Source organism: Streptomyces sp. NPDC039480, from assembly GCF_055597165.1.
This window is the reverse complement of sequence record NZ_JBVITX010000012.1, coordinates 158,902-176,272: the sequence shown is the minus strand read 5'-3', so window position 1 is coordinate 176,272 and position 17,371 is coordinate 158,902. Positions and strand designations below refer to the sequence as shown.

At 69.8% G+C, this 17,371-nt stretch carries 20 protein-coding genes and 1 tRNA gene; 10 read left to right on the top strand and 11 right to left on the bottom strand.

Annotated elements, in window-relative coordinates:
* Window positions 1-102: 102 nt before the first annotated feature.
* Window positions 103-294 carry a hypothetical protein gene (locus ACZ56E_RS32345; RefSeq protein ID WP_468608356.1) on the top strand — a complete coding sequence of 64 codons (192 nt, stop codon included), beginning with the start codon at window positions 103-105 and terminating at the stop codon, window positions 292-294.
* 30 nt (window positions 295-324) lie between these two features.
* Here ACZ56E_RS32345 and ACZ56E_RS32340 read toward each other — a convergent pair whose 3' ends face one another.
* The 3 genes from ACZ56E_RS32340 to nth all read right to left on the bottom strand — a co-directional run bounded on the left by ACZ56E_RS32340 (window position 325) and on the right by nth (window position 3,308).
* The gene (locus ACZ56E_RS32340) at window positions 325-1,530 is read right to left on the bottom strand and encodes a MarP family serine protease (RefSeq protein ID WP_468608354.1); all 1,206 of its coding nucleotides are present in this window, start codon (window positions 1,528-1,530) and stop codon (window positions 325-327) included.
* 49 nt (window positions 1,531-1,579) lie between these two features.
* On the bottom strand, window positions 1,580-2,341 hold the full coding sequence (locus tag ACZ56E_RS32335) for an NUDIX hydrolase (RefSeq protein WP_471219624.1): 762 nt from the start codon (window positions 2,339-2,341) through the stop codon (window positions 1,580-1,582).
* Window positions 2,342-2,423: 82 nt separating this feature from the next.
* Window positions 2,424-3,308, bottom strand: coding sequence for an endonuclease III (gene nth / locus ACZ56E_RS32330; protein ID WP_471219622.1), 885 nt, complete (start codon window positions 3,306-3,308; stop codon window positions 2,424-2,426).
* 358 nt (window positions 3,309-3,666) lie between these two features.
* On the opposite strand from nth, the gene ACZ56E_RS32325 reads away from it, so the two are divergent.
* Window positions 3,667-4,341 carry a Crp/Fnr family transcriptional regulator gene (locus ACZ56E_RS32325; protein ID WP_016642758.1) on the top strand — a complete coding sequence of 225 codons (675 nt, stop codon included), beginning with the start codon at window positions 3,667-3,669 and terminating at the stop codon, window positions 4,339-4,341.
* Between the two features lie 109 nt (window positions 4,342-4,450).
* Here the strand turns inward: ACZ56E_RS32325 and ACZ56E_RS32320 are convergent, their stop codons facing one another.
* The 4 genes from ACZ56E_RS32320 to ACZ56E_RS32305 all read right to left on the bottom strand — a co-directional run bounded on the left by ACZ56E_RS32320 (window position 4,451) and on the right by ACZ56E_RS32305 (window position 6,957).
* The gene (locus tag ACZ56E_RS32320) at window positions 4,451-5,281 is read right to left on the bottom strand and encodes an MBL fold metallo-hydrolase (protein WP_471219621.1); all 831 of its coding nucleotides are present in this window, start codon (window positions 5,279-5,281) and stop codon (window positions 4,451-4,453) included.
* Between the two features lie 40 nt (window positions 5,282-5,321).
* On the bottom strand, window positions 5,322-6,197 hold the full coding sequence (locus ACZ56E_RS32315) for an NUDIX hydrolase (protein ID WP_468608348.1): 876 nt from the start codon (window positions 6,195-6,197) through the stop codon (window positions 5,322-5,324).
* 131 nt (window positions 6,198-6,328) lie between these two features.
* The gene (locus ACZ56E_RS32310; RefSeq protein WP_362987746.1) at window positions 6,329-6,799 is read right to left on the bottom strand and encodes a RidA family protein; all 471 of its coding nucleotides are present in this window, start codon (window positions 6,797-6,799) and stop codon (window positions 6,329-6,331) included.
* A complete protein-coding gene (locus ACZ56E_RS32305; protein WP_003975360.1) occupies window positions 6,796-6,957 on the bottom strand; it encodes a DUF4177 domain-containing protein in 162 nt (53 codons plus the stop codon). The genes ACZ56E_RS32310 and ACZ56E_RS32305 overlap by 4 nt, the downstream gene beginning before the upstream one ends.
* Window positions 6,958-7,039: 82 nt before the next feature.
* Here ACZ56E_RS32305 and bagA point away from each other — a divergent pair, with 82 nt between their 5' ends.
* Together bagA and bagB are read left to right on the top strand one after the other, a co-directional pair.
* Window positions 7,040-8,020 (top strand): ATPase BagA, encoded by a 981-nt coding sequence (bagA, locus tag ACZ56E_RS32300; RefSeq protein WP_471219618.1) that lies wholly within the window; start codon window positions 7,040-7,042, stop codon window positions 8,018-8,020.
* Window positions 8,017-9,414 carry an ATPase BagB gene (gene bagB, locus ACZ56E_RS32295; RefSeq protein WP_471219616.1) on the top strand — a complete coding sequence of 466 codons (1,398 nt, stop codon included), beginning with the start codon at window positions 8,017-8,019 and terminating at the stop codon, window positions 9,412-9,414. The genes bagA and bagB overlap by 4 nt, the downstream gene beginning before the upstream one ends.
* Before the next feature lie 58 nt (window positions 9,415-9,472).
* Here the strand turns inward: bagB and ACZ56E_RS32290 are convergent, their stop codons facing one another.
* Window positions 9,473-9,817 carry a WhiB family transcriptional regulator gene (locus ACZ56E_RS32290; protein ID WP_030782081.1) on the bottom strand — a complete coding sequence of 115 codons (345 nt, stop codon included), beginning with the start codon at window positions 9,815-9,817 and terminating at the stop codon, window positions 9,473-9,475.
* A gap of 384 nt (window positions 9,818-10,201) precedes the next feature.
* Between ACZ56E_RS32290 and ACZ56E_RS32285 the strand changes: the two genes are divergently transcribed.
* Complete coding sequence (locus ACZ56E_RS32285) at window positions 10,202-12,526, top strand: transglycosylase domain-containing protein (RefSeq protein ID WP_471219615.1); 2,325 nt, start codon at window positions 10,202-10,204, stop codon at window positions 12,524-12,526.
* Between the two features lie 119 nt (window positions 12,527-12,645).
* Here ACZ56E_RS32285 and ACZ56E_RS32280 read toward each other — a convergent pair whose 3' ends face one another.
* A complete protein-coding gene (locus ACZ56E_RS32280; RefSeq protein WP_468608339.1) occupies window positions 12,646-13,110 on the bottom strand; it encodes a GatB/YqeY domain-containing protein in 465 nt (154 codons plus the stop codon).
* 194 nt (window positions 13,111-13,304) lie between these two features.
* Between ACZ56E_RS32280 and ACZ56E_RS32275 the strand changes: the two genes are divergently transcribed.
* Both ACZ56E_RS32275 and ACZ56E_RS32270 read left to right on the top strand, forming a co-directional pair.
* On the top strand, window positions 13,305-14,231 hold the full coding sequence (locus ACZ56E_RS32275; protein WP_471219612.1) for a metallophosphoesterase: 927 nt from the start codon (window positions 13,305-13,307) through the stop codon (window positions 14,229-14,231).
* Window positions 14,232-14,375: 144 nt separating this feature from the next.
* A tRNA-Pro gene (locus tag ACZ56E_RS32270) sits at window positions 14,376-14,449 on the top strand.
* A 191-nt stretch (window positions 14,450-14,640) separates the two neighbouring features.
* Here the strand turns inward: ACZ56E_RS32270 and ACZ56E_RS32265 are convergent.
* Window positions 14,641-14,841 carry a type II CBASS E2 protein gene (locus ACZ56E_RS32265; RefSeq protein ID WP_471219842.1) on the bottom strand — a complete coding sequence of 67 codons (201 nt, stop codon included), beginning with the start codon at window positions 14,839-14,841 and terminating at the stop codon, window positions 14,641-14,643.
* Between the two features lie 789 nt (window positions 14,842-15,630).
* On the opposite strand from ACZ56E_RS32265, the gene ACZ56E_RS32260 reads away from it, so the two are divergent.
* Window positions 15,631-16,119 (top strand): ATP-binding protein, encoded by a 489-nt coding sequence (locus ACZ56E_RS32260; protein WP_471219610.1) that lies wholly within the window; start codon window positions 15,631-15,633, stop codon window positions 16,117-16,119.
* On the opposite strand, the gene ACZ56E_RS32255 is transcribed toward ACZ56E_RS32260, so the two are convergent.
* A complete protein-coding gene (locus ACZ56E_RS32255) occupies window positions 16,015-16,269 on the bottom strand; it encodes a 2'-5' RNA ligase family protein (RefSeq protein ID WP_471219840.1) in 255 nt (84 codons plus the stop codon). The genes ACZ56E_RS32260 and ACZ56E_RS32255 overlap by 105 nt on opposite strands.
* On the opposite strand from ACZ56E_RS32255, the gene ACZ56E_RS32250 reads away from it, so the two are divergent.
* Both ACZ56E_RS32250 and ACZ56E_RS32245 read left to right on the top strand, forming a co-directional pair.
* Window positions 16,261-16,737 carry a DUF5753 domain-containing protein gene (locus ACZ56E_RS32250; protein ID WP_471219608.1) on the top strand — a complete coding sequence of 159 codons (477 nt, stop codon included), beginning with the start codon at window positions 16,261-16,263 and terminating at the stop codon, window positions 16,735-16,737. The two genes, ACZ56E_RS32255 and ACZ56E_RS32250, sit on opposite strands and share 9 nt — an antisense overlap.
* Window positions 16,734-16,991: a DUF397 domain-containing protein gene (locus tag ACZ56E_RS32245; RefSeq protein ID WP_471219606.1), complete on the top strand. Its 258-nt coding sequence runs from the start codon at window positions 16,734-16,736 to the stop codon at window positions 16,989-16,991. Before ACZ56E_RS32250 ends, ACZ56E_RS32245 begins: the two co-directional genes overlap by 4 nt.
* Window positions 16,992-17,371 lie beyond the last annotated feature (380 nt).

Sequence of the window (17,371 nt, the reverse complement as noted above, 5' to 3'; positions counted from 1 at the left end):
GCGGCGAACACTTGTCCTACGAACGCCAATTGCCCGGCGCATAGGCCAATTGGGGCCCCTGCGCGCGGTTACCGACCATGGGGCGCGGGCAGACGTCGGGGTATGGGCTGGACGCACGACTACAGTGACGTAGCACGCAATCGCCGCTCGGCCGCAGCGCTGAACAGCCATGAGAGGGGCGGGCCGCAGCAGAATCCGGGCCATCACGGCCCCGCTCAGGCGATGGGCATTCCCCGCATCCTCCGCCGGAGGGCCCGCTGGGTCTCCGCGCGGCTTCGCCACACGCGCGACTGACCCCGCCCGCCGGGCCCTCCCACCGCCGCTCTAGAGCGCGCAGCCCTGGCTGTCGACCTCTTGGTTGGCGGTGCGGCCACGCTCGATGTCCTCGCGCACCTCGTCCGTCGTCAGCACGTACCCGGTGTCGGGGTCGTCGAGGGACTTCGCGAAGACCACGCCGTAGACCTTGCCGTCGGGCGTGAGCAGCGGGCCGCCGGAGTTGCCCTGGCGGACCGTCGCGTAGAGCGAGTACACATCACGGCGCACGGTGCCGCGGTGGTAGATGTCCGGGCCCTTGGCCTGGATGCGGCCGCGCACGCGCGCGGGGCGGACGTCGTACGGACCGTCCTCGGGGAAGCCCGCGACGATGGCGCCGGCGCCGCTGGGCGCGTCCTGCGACGTGAACCGCAGCGCGGGTGCCTTCAGCGTGGGCACGTCCAGTACGGCGATGTCCCGCTCCCAGTCGTAGAGGACGACCTTCGCGTCGTACACCTGGCTCTGATCGCCTATCTGGACCGTCGGCTCGTCCACGCCGCCGACCACGTGCGCGTTGGTCATCACGCGGCGGTCGGCGAAGACGAATCCGGTGCCTTCGAGGACCTTGCCGCAGCTGCGGGCCTCACCGCGGACCTTCACGATGGAGCGCTTGGCCTCCGTGGCGACCTTGCTCTTGGCGAGCTTGGGGTCCGGGGGCCTGACGTCCTTGATGGGCTCGTTCGAGAACGGGCTGAAGACCTGCGGGAAGCCGTTCTGCGCGAGGACCGAGGAGAAGTCGTTGAACCATGTGTCGGCCTGGCCGGGCAGCGCGCGGGAGACCCCGAGGAGGACCTTGGAGCTGCGCACCTCCTTGCCGAGCGTCGGCAGCGTCGTGCCCGCGAGGGCGGAGCCGATCAGCCAGGCGACGAGGAGCATCGCCACCACGTTCACCAGGGCGCCGCCCGTCGCGTCCAGGGCGCGGGCGGGCTGCCAAGTGATGTATCTGCGCAGCTTGTTGCCCAGGTGGGTGGTGAAGGCCTGGCCGATCGAGGCACAGACGATCACGATGACGACGGCCACCACCGCCGCGGTCGTACTCACCGTGGCCGCGTCGTCTTCCTTGACCGCGTCCCAGATGACCGGCAGCAGATAGACGGCGACGAGGCCGCCGCCCAGAAATCCGATCACCGAGAGGATGCCGACCACGAAGCCCTGGCGGTACCCCACGACCGCGAACCACACGGCGGCGAGCAGCAGCAGGACGTCCAGCACGTTCACCGATTCAATCCTCGCCTCGCATCGCGGTCGCCCATTCCACGCAACCTTGTCATGCGTGCCAGTCGAGCGGGACCCGCCTGCCGCGGTCCCAGGGGCGCTCCCAGCCCGCGAAGTGCAGGATTCTATCGATCACCCCTGCGGTGAAACCCCAGACCAGAGCGGACTCGACGAGGAACGCCGGGCCGTCGTGGCCGCGGGGGTGGACCGCCGTCGCCCGGTTCGCCGGGTCCGTGAGATCGGACACGGGGACCGTGAAGACCCGCGCTGTCTCGTTCGGATCGACGACTCCCACCGGCGTCGGGGTGCGCCACCAGCCGAGCACGGGGGTCACGACGAAGTCGCTCACCGGGATGAAGAGGCGGGGCAGCACGGCGAAGAGCTGGACGCCCCTGGGGTCGAGCCCGGTCTCCTCCTCGGCCTCGCGCAGGGCGGCGCGCAGCGGTCCTTCGCCCTGCGGGTCGCCGTCCACGGGGTCGAGGGCGCCGCCGGGGAAGGAGGGCTGGCCCGCATGCGAACGGAGGGAGCCGGCGCGCTCCATCAGGAGCAGCTCGGGTCCCTTTTCGCCCTCTCCGAAGAGGACGAGTACGGCGGACTGGCGTCCGGCGCCGCTCTCCGGGGGCAGGAAGCGGCTCAGCTGGAGCGGCTCGACGGTCCGCGCGGCGTGGACGACCGGGTCCAGCCATGTGGGCAGGCCCGCGGTGCTGAGCAGGGGGCTGCCGTCACTCGAGCTCGCATGGGTGCTGCTCGGGTGAGTGTTGCTCAGATGGCTGTTGCTGGTCGTGCTGTCCGTCATGTCGCTCGCGTGCGTCATCGGCACCCCCGTCCGTCTCTGGACAACGCTCTTGGCCCTGTGGTTCGTTCCACCCGTAGCTGTCGTACCCGTCCGTGGCGCCTCACTCCGCGGCGAGCGGCGGGGCCGGCTTGCCCGGGTAGTCCGGCGGCGGCTTGAGGCGCTGGCCCGGGAAGCCGCCCTTCTCGTACTTCAACAGCTTCTGTGCCTTCTCCGGGTCCGTCTCGCCTTCCCCGTACGCCGGACAGAGCGGGGCGATCGGGCAGGCGCCGCAGGCGGGCTTGCGGGAGTGGCAGATGCGGCGGCCGTGGAAGATCACCCGGTGCGAGAGCATCGTCCACTCGCTCTTCGGGAAGAGCGCGGCGACGGCCGCCTCGACCTTCTCCGGGTCGGTCTCCTCGGTCCACTTCCAGCGGCGGACAAGGCGGCCGAAGTGGGTGTCGACGGTGATGCCGGGGACGCCGTACGCGTTGCCCAGGACGACGAACGCGGTCTTGCGGCCCACTCCGGGCAGCTTGACGAGGTCCTCCACGCGGTCGGGGACCTCACCGCCGAAGTCGTCCCGCAGGGCCTTCGCCAGGCCCATGATCGACTTGGTCTTGGCCCGGAAGAAGCCGGTGGGCCTGATCAGCTCCTCGACCTCCTCGGGGACAGCCGCGGCCAGGTCCTCCGGAGTCGGGTACTTGGCGAAGAGACGCGGGGTCGTCTGATTCACCCGCAGGTCGGTCGTCTGGGCGGAGAGGACCGTGGCGACGAGGAGCTCGAAGGGGTTCTCGAAGTCCAGCTCCGGGTGGGCGTACGGATACACGTCCGCGAGCTCGCGGTTGATCCGCCGGGCGCGGCGGACGAGGGCGGTCGACGGCTTCTCGGCCGTCGTCACCTTCTTCGCGGTCGTCGCCTTCTTCACGGGCGCCGCCCTCTTCTTCGCGGGCGTCACCTTCTTCTCCGGCATCGCCGTCTTCTCAGGCGTCGTCTTCTTCGCGCTCACAGGGCCGACCTCTTCGCCGGGGACATCAGGGAAGGTGTCCGTTTTGTCGCTTTATTGGAAGCATTGGACGCGTGTTCGCCCACAGCGGAATCTCGGAGGGCGGCCACCGGCCCAGCCCCCTCGGCCTGTGCTCTCACCGGCTTTTTGGACACCCGGTCAGCCTAGAGCCCGACACTGACATCCGTCCCTGACCCCATGGATCGGCCCCCAATTGGCCCCCTCCCGCACAGCTCGCGGCGCCGGTGCGGCAGACTTGTGACTGATCACACTGTTTGGACCGTCCGGCAAAATGGGGAACACGGACCCCTGATATGCGGGGAACCAAGATCCCCTGAGCAGGTCGACAAGGAGAGAACTCGTGGACGACGTTCTGCGGCGCGCCCCGCTCTTCGCGGCGCTCGATGACGAGCAGGCCGCGGAGCTCCGCGCCTCCATGAGTGAGGTGACGCTCGCGCGCGGGGATGCTCTCTTCCATGAGGGCGACCCCGGAGACCGGCTGTACGTGGTCACCGAGGGCAAGGTGAAGCTCCACCGCACCTCGCCCGACGGTCGCGAGAACATGCTCGCGGTGCTCGGCCCCGGCGAGCTGATCGGTGAGCTCTCGCTCTTCGACCCCGGCCCGCGGACCGCCACGGCCTCCGCCCTCACCGAGGTGAAGCTGCTCGGCCTCGGCCACGGCGACCTCCAGCCCTGGCTGAACGCGCGGCCCGAGGTGGCCGCCGCCCTGCTGCGCGCCGTCGCCCGGCGCCTGCGCAAGACCAACGACCAGATGTCCGACCTCGTCTTCTCGGACGTGCCCGGCCGCGTGGCCCGCGCGCTGCTCGACCTGTCGCGCCGCTTCGGCGTGCAGTCCGAGGAGGGCATCCACGTCGTGCACGACCTCACGCAGGAAGAGCTCGCCCAGCTGGTCGGCGCCTCCCGCGAGACGGTCAACAAGGCGCTCGCCGACTTCGCCGGTCGCGGCTGGCTGCGGCTCGAGGCCCGCGCCGTGATCCTGCTGGACGTGGAGCGGCTGGCCAAGCGGTCGCGCTGACGCTTTCTCTGCACGTGGGCCGCACGCGGTCCGTGCGTGCTGTGTACGTGTGCTGTACGTGGATGGGTCCCGCCTCTTCGGAGGCGGGACCCATCGCGTTTTCCCGCCGTCAGATCAGCCCGTGTTCCCGCAGGTAGTCCAGCTGCGCCCGGACCGAGAGCTCCGCGGCCGGCCACAGGGAGCGGTCCACGTCGGCGTACACGTGTGCGACGACGTCCGCGGCCTCCGTGTGGCCGTTCTCCACGGCCGTCTCGACCTGCGCCAGCCGGTGGGCGCGGTGCGCCAGATAGAACTCGACGGCCCCCTGGGCGTCCTCGAGGACCGGCCCGTGCCCCGGCAGGACCGTGTGGACGCCGTCGTCGACCGCCAGGGAGCGCAGCCGCCGCAGGGAGTCCAGATAGTCGCCGAGGCGGCCGTCGGGGTGCGCCACGACCGTCGTGCCGCGTCCGAGGATCGTGTCGCCCGTCAGGACCGCCCGGTCGGCGGGCAGGTGGAAGCAGAGCGAGTCCGCCGTGTGGCCGGGGGTGGCGACGACGCGCAGCTCCAGGCCTCCCGTGGTGATGACGTCGCCGGCCGCCAGGCCCTCGTCGCCGAGGCGCAGGGCGGGGTCCAGGGCGCGTACGTGGGTGCGCGTCAGCTCCGCGAAGCGGGAGGCGCCCTCCGCGTGGTCGGGGTGGCCGTGGGTGAGCAGGGTCAGGGCGACGCGCTTGCCCATCTTCTCGGCCGTCTCGATGACGCGGCTCAGGTGCGTGTCGTCCTGCGGGCCCGGGTCTATGACCACCGCGAGCGGGGAGTCCGGCTCGGAGACGATCCAGGTGTTCGTGCCGTCCAGGGTCATCGCGGAGGGGTTGGGCGCGAGGACGTTGACCGCGCGGGTGGTGGCGGGGCCGGTGAGGACTCCGCCGCGGGGCTGGCCGGGGAGGGCGGCGGCATCGGTCATGCGGGGTGACTCCTGTCTGGGCGGGGGTGGCAGGGTGATGTCACCGCTCGCTGCCCGCGGCGATGTGCTTGGTGAACTCGTCGTGGCCCGGCCAGGAGAGGACCAAGGTGCCGTTCTCCAGGTGGGCTTGGGCGAGGACCGGTGTCATGTCCTGGGAGGGGGCGGCGGCGAGGGCCGCCCGGGGCGTCGGGTGGGCGCTCAGGGCGCGCAGGGTCGCGATGGTGGGCGGCATCATCAGGAGCTCGCCCTCGTCGTAGCCCGCGGCCGCCTCCGCGGGGCGGATCCAGACCGTGCGGTCGGCCTCCGTGGAGGCGTTGCGGGTGCGCTGGCCCTCGGGGAGCGCGGCCACGAAGAAGAACGTGTCGTAGCGCCTGGGCTCGAATTCGGGGGTGATCCAGCGGGCCCACGCGGCGAGGAGGTCGCTGCGCAGGTGGAGGCCGCGGCGGTCCAGGAACTCCGCGAAGGACAGGTCACGGGCCACCAGGGCCTCGCGGTCCGCCTCCCAGTCGTCGCCCGTGGTGTCGCCGACCACCGTCTCCGGAGTCGGGCCCGCGAGCAGGACGCCCGCCTCCTCGTACGTCTCGCGGACCGCGGCGCAGACGATCGCCTGGGCGGCGGCCTCGTCCTCGACGCCGAGCCTGGCCGCCCAGGACGCCCGCGCGGGACCCGCCCAGCGCACCAGATGGTCGTCGTCGCGCGGGTCGACACCGCCGCCCGGATACGCGTACGCGCCTCCGGCGAATGCCATGGAGGCGCGTCTGCGCAGCATGTGTACTTCAGGGGCGCCGTTCTCCGCGCCGTCCCTGAGCAGCATGACGGTCGCGGCGCGGCGCGGGGTGGCCGGAGTCAGCTCGCCGCTCGCGAGGGCGCGGATGCGGTCGGGCCACTCCGGGGGGTACCACTGCCCATTTGCCATGGGCGGAGGCTATCCCCTAGTGGGCTGATGTTCGAGAGGCAACAATCGGGCCCTACGGAGCGCCGCTCGGTGTGAACGGCCACTCCGGAGGGGCTGTTTCCCGGAGGGAGTGTTTCTCCGGAGGGACTGTTTTACGCCTCTGTGAGCTCCACCTGGAACTCGACCTCGACCGGGGCGTCCAGCGGCAGCACGGCGACACCCACGGCGCTGCGGGCGTGCACGCCCTTGTCGCCGAAGACCTCTCCGAGGAGTTCGCTGGCGCCGTTGATCACGCCAGGCTGGCCGGTGAAGTCCGGGGCCGACGCGACGAAGCCGACGACCTTCACGACACGCGCGACGCGGTCCAGGTCACCGGCGACCGACTTGACCGCGGCCAGCGCGTTCAGCGCGCAAGTGCGGGCCAGGTCCTTGGCCTCCTCCGGAGTGACCTCGCCGCCGACCTTGCCGGTCACGGCGAGCTTGCCGTCCACCATCGGGAGCTGGCCCGCGGTGTAGACGTACACGCCGGACTGGACGGCCGGCTGGTACGACGCCAGCGGCGGCACGACCTCCGGCAGCGTCAGGCCGAGCTCGGCGAGGCGGGCCTCGACTGCGCCGCTCATGCCTGCTTCTCCCGCTTCAGGTAGGCGACGAGCTGCTCGGGGTTGTTCGGCCCGGGCACGACCTGGACCAGCTCCCAGCCGTCCTCGCCCCAGGTGTCCAGAATCTGCTTCGTGGCGTGGACGAGCAGAGGCACGGTTGCGTATTCCCACTTGGTCATATGGCCGACTGTAGTCGGTGTGGGGGGCTGCTCAGGGTGGGCTCCTGCATGGTCCGGGCGGCGACTGGTTAGGCTCGGAAGGGTGAGCAGGCTCCAGGTCGTCAGTGGCAAGGGCGGTACCGGCAAGACCACGGTGGCCGCGGCCCTCGCGCTCGCCCTGGCGACGGAGGGCAAACGCACCCTCCTCGTCGAGGTCGAGGGCAGGCAGGGCATCGCGCAGCTCTTCGAAACCGAAGCGCTGCCCTATGAGGAGCGGAAGATCGCCGTCGCTCCCGGGGGCGGGGAGGTGTATGCCCTCGCCATCGATCCCGAGCTCGCGCTGCTCGACTACCTCCAGATGTTCTACAAACTGGGGGGCGCGGGCCGGGCCCTGAAGAAGCTCGGCGCCATCGACTTCGCCACCACCATCGCGCCGGGCCTCCGTGACGTGCTGCTGACCGGCAAGGCCTGCGAGGCCGTGCGCCGGAAGGACAAGAGCGGGCGGTACGCGTACGACTGCGTGGTGATGGACGCCCCGCCGACCGGCCGCATCACCCGCTTCCTGAACGTGAACGACGAGGTCGCCGGGCTCGCGAAGATCGGGCCGATACACAATCAGGCGCAGGCCGTGATGCGGGTCCTGAAGTCCCCCGAGACGGCCGTGCACCTGGTGACCCTGCTGGAGGAGATGCCGGTCCAGGAGACCGCCGACGGCATCGCCGAGCTGCGGGCCGCACAGCTGCCCGTGGGGCGCGTCGTCGTCAACATGGTGCGCCCGGCCCTGCTCGGCGACTCCTCGCTGGAGCTCGGCCTCGACCGGACGCCCCGTACGGCCATCGCCAAGTCGCTGTCGGCCGCCGGGCTCGGCGGTGCGCGCCGCGGCGGAGGCGCCGAGCGGCTGGTCGATCCGCTCCTGGAGCAGGCCGCGGAGTACGCCGAGCGGTACGCCCTGGAGCGCGACCAGCGCGCCCAGCTGACCGGATTCGGCCAGCCTCTGCACGAACTCCCGCTGCTCGCGGGCGGGATGGACCTGGCGGGGCTCTACGAACTCGCCACGGAACTGCGGAAGCAAGGGATCGCATGACGAGCAGCCAGGAAGCGGCGCGGACGCTGGCCCCCGGGCGCGTGCTGGACGTGGACGCCCTGATCGACGACCCGAAGACCCGCATCGTGGTGTGCTGCGGCTCCGGAGGCGTCGGCAAGACGACCACGGCGGCCGCCATCGGGCTGCGCGCGGCGGAGCGGGGCCGCAAGGTCGTCGTCCTCACCATCGACCCGGCGCGCAGGCTCGCCCAGTCCATGGGCATCGACTCGCTCGACAACGTCCCGCGGCAGGTCAAGGCGATCGACGGCGCCGGTGAGCTGCACGCCATGATGCTCGACATGAAGCGCACGTTCGACGAGATCGTCGAGGCGCACACGGACAAGGAGCGCGCCAAGGCGATCCTCAACAACCCCTTCTACCAGTCGCTTTCGGCGGGCTTCGCGGGCACGCAGGAGTACATGGCGATGGAGAAGCTGGGGCAGCTGCGGTCCCGGGACGAGTGGGATCTGATCGTCGTGGACACGCCGCCCTCGCGCTCGGCGCTGGACTTCCTCGACGCCCCGAAGCGCCTCGGGTCCTTCCTCGACGGAAAGCTGATCCGACTCCTGATGGCGCCGGCGAAGGTGGGCGGCCGGGCCGGTATGAAGTTCCTGAACGTCGGCATGTCGATGATGACGGGGGCCCTCGGCAAGCTGCTCGGTGGGCAGCTGCTGCGTGACGTACAGATGTTCGTGACCGCCATGGACAGCATGTTCGGCGGTTTCCGTACGCGGGCGGACGCGACGTACCGGCTGCTGCAGGCGCCCGGCACGGCGTTCCTGGTGGTGGCCTCGCCGGAGCGGGACGCGCTGCGGGAGGCCGCGTACTTCGTGGAGCGCCTCGCCGCGGACGACATGCCGCTGGCCGGTCTCGTGCTGAACCGGGTGCACGGCAGCGGTGCCGCTCAGCTGTCGGCCGAGCGGGCGCTCGCCGCCGCGGAAAATCTTGAGGAGAGCGGCATTGTGGATCAGGGGGCGGGGAAGGTAGGAGTTCGTAACTCCCACGATAATCAGGCGACTTCAGAAGACCCCGCGACCACCGCAGTGACCACCGCGACAACCACCGCAGACTCCGCGACCAGCGAGCCCCCCGCGGCCACGGAGGACCCTGCCGCCACGGAGAATCCTGCCGTCACGGAAAGCCCTGCCGTCACGGAGGACCCTGCGGCGTCCGACCCGACCACGGTGACACCCGACCCGTCCGTCGAGCAGTTGACCGCGGCTCTGCTGCGGCTGCACGCGGAGCGCATGCAGCTGCTCACGCGGGAGCAGCGCACGCGCGATCGCTTCACCGCGCGCCACCCCGAGGTGGCGGTCGCCGAAGTGGCCGCGCTGCCCGGGGATGTGCACGACCTCGCGGGGCTCCGGGCCGTAGGGGACCGGCTGGCGGGCTGACGGAACGTGGGGTTCATCGGCCCGGACACCCCGGATCAGGTTTCATCGCCCTGACGGCCTACCCCACCGCCGCGTAGCTCTCGTACGTCTCCTCGTCCTCCAAGTCCACGGGCAGCAGGCCCGCGCCACGCTCGTACTCGGAGCGCGCTGTCTCCAGGAGCCTGCGCCATGAGGTGACGGTGGGACGCCTGCGCAGCAAGGCGCGGCGCTCCCGCTCCGTCATGCCACCCCACACGCCGAACTCGACGCGATTGTCCAGCGCGTCGGCCAGGCACTCGGTCCGCACCGGACATCCGGTGCACACCGCCTTGGCCCTGTTCTGCGCTGCTCCTTGAACGAACAGTTCATCCGGATCGGTAGTGCGGCAGGCCGCCTGCGCACTCCAGTCGGTTACCCAGCCCATACCGGCGCCGTCCTCTCCCGAATCGAGGCTCCCCCACGGCGGCAGCGGCATATGCACCGCCGCCAGTTGAGGACGTTACGGAAGGTGGGCACAGCGCAACACCCCCTTCGGGCCCAATCTTGGATGGCCCGAACGGACTATGCGTAAGCGGCAGATCACCCGACGGAGTGAGCGGACGACATCCGTGAGTAACCCGGCATTCCGGGACAGTTCAGTTGAGTCACAACGGACGCCGGGCGCCACATGAGGCGAATTCGGACAGGAATTCGTCGGATCCGGTAGCGATGCAGGGCTTGTTGCCGAACCGCACCGCTGTGACAGTTGGGAGCAGCTTAGGCCAAGGCATTAAGGCCTGTCCGGCGAATCAGAACGTAGGCTGCCCTCATGGGAAAGAAGCGCTCGGGCGGTGGTCTGTCACCAACTCAGCAGGCCGCGAAGTTCCTAGGAGTCAGCGTCCTGGCGGGTGCGGTGCTGGCCGGGATCGCCCTGCCCGCGGTCGGGGCACTGGGCCTCGCGGCCAAGGGCTCGGTCGAGGGGTTCGACGAGATCCCCGCCAACCTCAAGCAGCCGCCGCTCAGTCAGCGCACCACGATCCTGGACAACAAGGGTGGTCAGATCGCGACGGTCTACTCACGTGACCGCACGGTCGTGCCGCTCAAGGACATCTCGCCGTACATGCAGAAGGCGATCGTCGCGATCGAGGACGCCCGCTTCTACGAACACGGCGCGGTCGACCTCAAGGGCATCCTGCGCGCCCTCAACCAGAACGCGCAGAGCGGCGGCGTCTCGCAGGGCGCGTCCACGCTCACGCAGCAGTACGTGAAGAACGTCTTCGTGGAGGAGGCCGGCGACGACCCGACGAAGGTCGCCGAGGCCACGCAGCAGACCCTCGGCCGCAAGATCCGCGAGCTGAAGTACGCGATCCAGGTCGAGGACAAGCTCGGCAAGAAGCGCATCCTCAAGAACTACCTGAACATCACCTACTTCGGTCAGCAGGCGTACGGCATCGAGGCCGCGGCCCAGCGGTACTTCTCCAAGCACGCCAAGGACCTGAAGGTCCAGGAGGCCGCGCTCCTCGCCGGCATCGTGCAGTCGCCCAGCAGGTACGACCCGGTGAACGACGCGGCCGAGGCCACCAAGCGGCGCAATGTGGTGCTGCAGCGGATGGCCGACACGCACGACATCTCGCAGGCCGAGGCCGACGCGGCGAAGAAGACCGACCTCGGCCTGAAGGTGAGCCGGCCGAAGAACGGCTGCATCACCTCGGTCAGCGGCGCCGGCTTCTTCTGCGACTACGTGCGCGAGGTGTTCCTCAACGACCCGGTCTTCGGCAAGACGAAGGAAGAGCGGGCCAAGGTCTGGAACCGGGGCGGTCTGAAGGTCCGCACGACGCTGGACCCGCAGGCCCAGGACTCGGTGCAGGCCTCGATAAAGGATCACGTGAACAAGACCGACGACGTGGCGACCGCCGCCACCATCGTCGAGCCGGGCACGGGCAAGATCCTCGGCATGGGCCAGTCCCGTCCCTACGGCTTCAAGAAGGACGAGACCACGATCAACCTCTCCGTGGACGACTCCATGGGCGGCGGCGCGGGCTATCAGCCCGGTTCGACGTTCAAGCCGATCGTCGCGGCGGCGGCCCTGGAGGGCGGCAAGTCGGCGGGGCAGAGCTACTCGTCCCCGTACGAGATGCCGTATCCGGAGCGGGTGGCCACCTGTGGCGGCAAGGAGTGGCGGAACTCGGGCGGCGCGAAGCTGACCAACGAGAACGAGTCCGAGGTCGGCCCTTACGGCATGGAGGAAGCGACCGCGAAGTCGGTCAACACCTACTACGTGCAGCTCATCGGCGACATCGGCATCTGCCCGGTGACGAAGCTGGCCGACAAGATGGGCATGAAGCGGGCGGACGGCAAGGAGATCGTGCAGGCGCCGTCGATCGCCCTCGGCACCCAGGAGATGTCACCGCTGACGATGGCGGGCGCGTACGCGGCCTTCGCCTCGCGCGGCACGTACTGCACGCCGATCGCCATCGAGACGATCACGACGCTCGGCGGCAAGTCGCTGCCGGTGCCGAAGTCGACGTGCTCGCGCGCCATGTCGGAGAAGACGGCCGACACCATCAACACGCTGCTCCAGGGCGTGGTCGAGGACGGCACGGGCAAGAAGGCGGGCCTCGGCTCCCGCCCGAGCGCGGGCAAGACGGGTACGACCGACTACCGCTACGCCGCCTGGTTCGTGGGCTACACCCCGAACATGTCGGGCGCGGTCTGGGTCGGCGACCCGATGCACAAGCGGCCGATGACCAACATCACCATCGGCGGCATCCCGTACGACAAGGTCTACGGTGGCGAGGTGCCGGGCCCGATCTGGCGCGACGCGATGAGCGGCGCCCTCGCGGGCAAGCCGGCGCCGGGCTTCAACACCGTCCACATCCCCGGCGGCAAGAGCAAGGACCGGGACCACGGCGGCGGCCACGACGACGGCAAGCCGGGCGGTGACGGCGGCGCTACCGGTGGCGGGGGCAATGGCGGTACCGGTGGCAGTGACGCTGGCGGTGGCGGTGGCGGGATCGGCGGCGGGGGTGGCGGGGAGCCCTGGCCCGGCTTCTCGATCCCGCCGGACGTGCTCGGTGGGAACGGGAACGGTGGCGGTCACGGCGGCGGCGGGAACGGGATCGGGGGCGGGATCGGCGGGGGCTGGCCGCGGTAGCTTCCCCGCTCCCCGCGCTGTGATCTCTCTTGTACGTGGATGAGGGCGCCCCCTGAGGCAGGGGGCGCCCTCATCGCCGTACGGACCCTTCGCTCTATGAAAGGGCGAGGGATCGGCTCTCAGCCCGCGAGAAGCTTCTTGACCGTGGCTGCGACGCGGCCGCCCTCGGCCAGGCCCGCGACCTTCGGATTGACGATCTTCATGACCTGGCCCATGGCGCGCGGCCCCTCCGCACCGGCGGCCTTGGCCTCCGCCACGGCCTGGGCGACGATCTCCTGGAGCTCGTCGTCGGAGAGCTGCTTCGGCAGGTACTCGGCGAGGATCTCGCCCTCCGCCTTCTCCTTCGCGGCCTGCTCGGCGCGGCCGCCGTCGGCGAAGGCCTCGGCGGCCTCGCGGCGCTTCTTCGCCTCGCGGGCGATCACCTTCTGCACCTCGTCGTCGGAGAGCTCGCGCGCCTCCTTGCCCGCGACCTCCTCCTTCGTGATCGCGGTGAGGGTCAGCCGGAGCGTCGAGGAGCGCAGCTCGTCGCGCCCCCGGATCGCGGCGGTGAGGTCTTCGTGCAGCTTGGCCTTGAGGGTGGTCATGGGTTGATTGTGGCAGGTGCGGGGAGTCGCCTGCCCCTCGATTTCCGCCCGGTCGGCGTGCCGGGGGCGGGCATTGGCCCTGAACGAGGCGGGGGTTGGCCCTTAACGGGACGGGGGTTCGCCCTTAACCGGGCGGGGGTTGACCCTGAACGCCCTCCGGATCGAGGGCCGGCGGGGTCTGACACGATGGGGGGATGCGCGCGCGATACGCAGTACCTCTGGGCATCACGGCGACGGCCGCGGCCGGTCTCGCCTACTCGTTCGGCATCGAGCCCCGTGCTTTCCGGTTGAGGCGGGTCACGGTGCCCGTACTGCCGTCGGGGATGCGTCCCCTGCGGGTCCTCCAGGTCTCCGACATCCACATGGTGTCCGGACAGCGCAAGAAGCAGCGGTGGCTGCGCTCGCTGGCGGGGCTGCGGCCCGACTTCGTGATCAACACGGGCGACAACCTGTCCGACCCTGAGGGCGTCCCGGAGGCGCTGGACGCACTGGGTCCGCTGATGGAGTTCCCCGGGGCGTACGTCTTCGGCTCGAACGACTACTACGGCCCGAGGCTGCGCAACCCCGCCCGCTATCTGCTCGAGAAGGCACAGGGCAAGCACGGCCTGAACGGCAACGCCCCCGCGGTCGGTGTCATCCACAACCCGTGGGAGGGCCTGCGCGACGGCTTCGACGAGGCGGGCTGGGTCAACCTCACGAACACCCGCGGCTCGCTGAAGATCGACGGCTACGAGATCGGCCTCACCGGCCTGGACGACCCGCACATCAAGCGCGACCGGTACGCGCACGTGGCGGGCGGTCCGGACGCCGGCGCGGACTTCTCAATGGGCATCGTGCACGCCCCGTACCTGCGCTCCCTGGACGCGTTCACGGCGGACGGCTACCCCTTGATCCTCGCCGGCCACACCCACGGCGGCCAGCTCTGCATCCCCTTCTACGGCGCCCTGGTCACCAACTGCGACCTGGACACGGACCGCGTGAAGGGCCTCTCCCGCCACGAGGCGGAGGGCCGGAAGTCCTTCCTCCACGTCTCCGCGGGCTGCGGCGCGAGCCGCTACACCCCGATGCGCTTCGCTTGCCCTCCGGAGGCGACACTGCTGACGCTGGCACCGCAAGCCTGAGACCACTCCCCCTCCCGCCCCGCGAGCCCTGGCCGGCCCCACCCAGCCCCACCCCGAGGAAACCGGATTTCGTCTCCGGCCGCCGGTCCGCTAAAGTAATCGATGTCGCCACGACCTGCACCGCAGGCAGTGGGCCAACGACATCGGGGTGTAGCGCAGCTTGGCAGCGCGCTTCGTTCGGGACGAAGAGGTCGTGGGTTCAAATCCCGCCACCCCGACAGCTGAAACACCAGTTCAGGGGCCTGATCCGCATCGCGGATCAGGCCCCTGAGTGGTTCCGCAGGCCATCTTGGGAGCTATTCGGGAGCCGAGCTCGAAATCCCGCTCCCGATGGCAGCCCCACAAAATCACGTGCGCTGTCAGCGCTCACCGCCTGAGTGGACGGTCATCCCCCCGCCATCGCTCCCGATTAGGCTGACGGCACCGCGTAGTCGTTTCCGCTGCCGGCCCAGCGCCCCGTGACCCGCCACAGTTCGTAGTGCAGAAGCCACTCTGAAGCCCACGGCAGGATCGTGTGCGACAGGAACATGTGCTCCTTCCACTTCCCCGGGCAGGTGCAGGCAGAGGGCGCCGTATTGGTAGACGTGCGGCAGCGCCGTGGCGCGTGGATGCAGAGGCAAAGGGGGGCCAGTAACGACTACGGACGGCGGTGCCGGTGCCGGTATGTGATCCGCACCGTATAGCGCTTACTGGCAGGAGTGGGTCGTAAGGGGACCGTGTAGGCGAGCTCTCTGCCACGCACGGTCCCCTGCGCCTCGGGCAGGACAGTGCGGATCGAGGCTAATTGCAGGCCGAGGTTAGTCGCGCGGGGAGAAACGCTGACCATGGAAGGTGTGCTCCCGCTTGCGGGTCACGGACGCGGAGAGCACTCCTGTGGCACCCATCCGATGGTTGGTGGCACTGCCCATACGGGCAGCGTGGGTCTCGTAGGACCGGAGCATGGGGTCGTAGTCGAATGGGCGCGGCTTCCGAACGGCGCCGCCCGGTCGACGTACGTCTCAACCGCCTCCCAACCGGCATCGGCCACGTACCGCCGTGTGCTGGCCACGCTGTGGTCGGCGGCCTCACCGAGTGACGCAGGCAGGCAGGCGTACAACACCAGGCGTGTGCCCGGGGGCACCTCGTGTGGTGCGGTCTGCCTCGCACTGCCGCTCATTCCGCGTTACCTCCAGCCAGGTGAGTCGAGACGCCAAGGGTCCGGCGCCTCGACGAAGAGCCTCGTCGGGGGCAGTCGGCGGCGGTACGCCGTCAGCACGCCGTTCGTCCGCCGCCCGGCGTACCGCCGCGGCTCAGGCGTAGCGAGGCTGATCGGTCCAGTGCCAAGCGGAAACGAGAAGCGGCGATGGACGCGGTGGACGAAGAGTGCCTCTGCTGGCGGACGCCAGTGCGACGTCATTGGGTGAAGCTGGCCAATTGCACCGAGCCTTCGGGCCTCGCGCGCAGACACGTACGAGAGTTCCTCGATGGACGTGCCGCGCCGGAGCGGGTCGACGACGCCGTTCTGATCGCCTCGGAGCTCGTGGGCAACGCGCTCAGGCACACAGCCGGCGGACCGGACTGCATGTATGTGGAGGTCTACCGGGACGTGGCGGTACTGCGCGTCCATGACGCGGGACGGGATGTCTCCAGAGTCCGGGCACGCTCTGCCGGGGAGTCGGTGGACGAGTTGAAGGGCAGTGGTCTCGGACTGGCGTTCGTCGGCGAGTTGGCCTCCGCGTGGTCCGTCCGGCCGATCGCGATCGGCAAGGAAGTGGTCGTAATTTTCGCCTTGGACGCCAGCGGGCTACCCGAGCGCGACGTTCCTCCGCACATCCCAGCGGTACGTCCGCCCCTCACGGCGGAGTTCCACCAACTGGACGGCGGACACGGGGAGTTGGACAGCCGGTAGAGCGCAAAGCCCTGAGACCGTCTCCACAACGGGCGCGGCGGGGCGCTGGCGGTTGTTGTACGCAAGGCTCAGGTGCGGCCGGAATGCGGACGGCGGCTTCTTCGGGGCCAGACCGACGCTGCTCCTTGCCTTGGCCAGCGCGTGGTGCAGCCGGAGCAGGGGTTCCCAGGGGCCGAGGGACAGCCGGACCGCGCCGCGGGAGCCGTCAGGGTCCGCATAGAGCGGCAGAACAGCCGCTCTGGTAGTGAGGCCCCCGCCAGACTCTGGGCGATCCTCGACGAAGCCGTGCTGCGCAGGACGGTCGGCTCCGTCGAAGTCATGCGTGACCAAATGCGGAAGCTGGTCGAGGCGAGCGAGCGACCGAACGTCACCGTGCAGATGCTGCCGTTCTCGCTCGGCTCACATCCCGGGCTGTACGGCCCGTTCGTCATCCTGACGTTCCCGCACCCCAGGCCGGACCTGGTGTGGCTGGAGAATCCCAAGAACTCCGTGTATCTCGAGTCCCCGGAGGACGTGGACAACTACACGCAGAGCTTCGACCAGTTGAGGGACACCACCCTGGACCCGTTGGAGACTCGCACCCGTATCGCACGCATCAGCAAGGAGCTCGAAGCGTGAGCACACCCAACATGGCCGCGCCGCACGACGTCACGGCAGCACCACACGACGTCGATCTCACGCACGCGCGGTGGCGCAAGAGCTCGTACAGCGGCGGTGCAAACGACTGCGTGGAAGTTGCTGCACTGGGCGACCACTCCGCGGTGCGCGATTCCAAGGACATCAGCCGCAAGCCGTTGCTCTTCTCGAGGCCGGTGATGCGCGCGCTGGTCAGCGAGATCGCCAGCGGGGCAATCGGTGAGCGTCGGGGCTGAGCAGAGAGGTGAGGAGAGAGTCACGACAGTCGTCGTGGGCGCAGGCGCCTCGGGCCTCACGACCGGTATGGCGCTGATAGAAGCCGGGCTCTCCCCGCGGCTGGTGGCCGAGGAAATTTCCACGCGCACGTCGCTCGCGGTCGGCGCGATGTGAGGGCCGTACCTCGTCGAGCCCTGGGCGAAGGTCGTCCAGGAGTGGAGCCTTGCGTCGCTTGACGTCTTCAGGAGGCTCGCCGGGGGCAACGCGCCCGGTGTTTCTGTCACCCGGCACTGACAACCGAGATGCCGCAGAAGATGATCAAAGAATGAGGGAGGGTTCACGCACCGCCCGGAACGGGCCGACCATTGAGGCCGCGAACACGTCAACGGCGCGATGACAT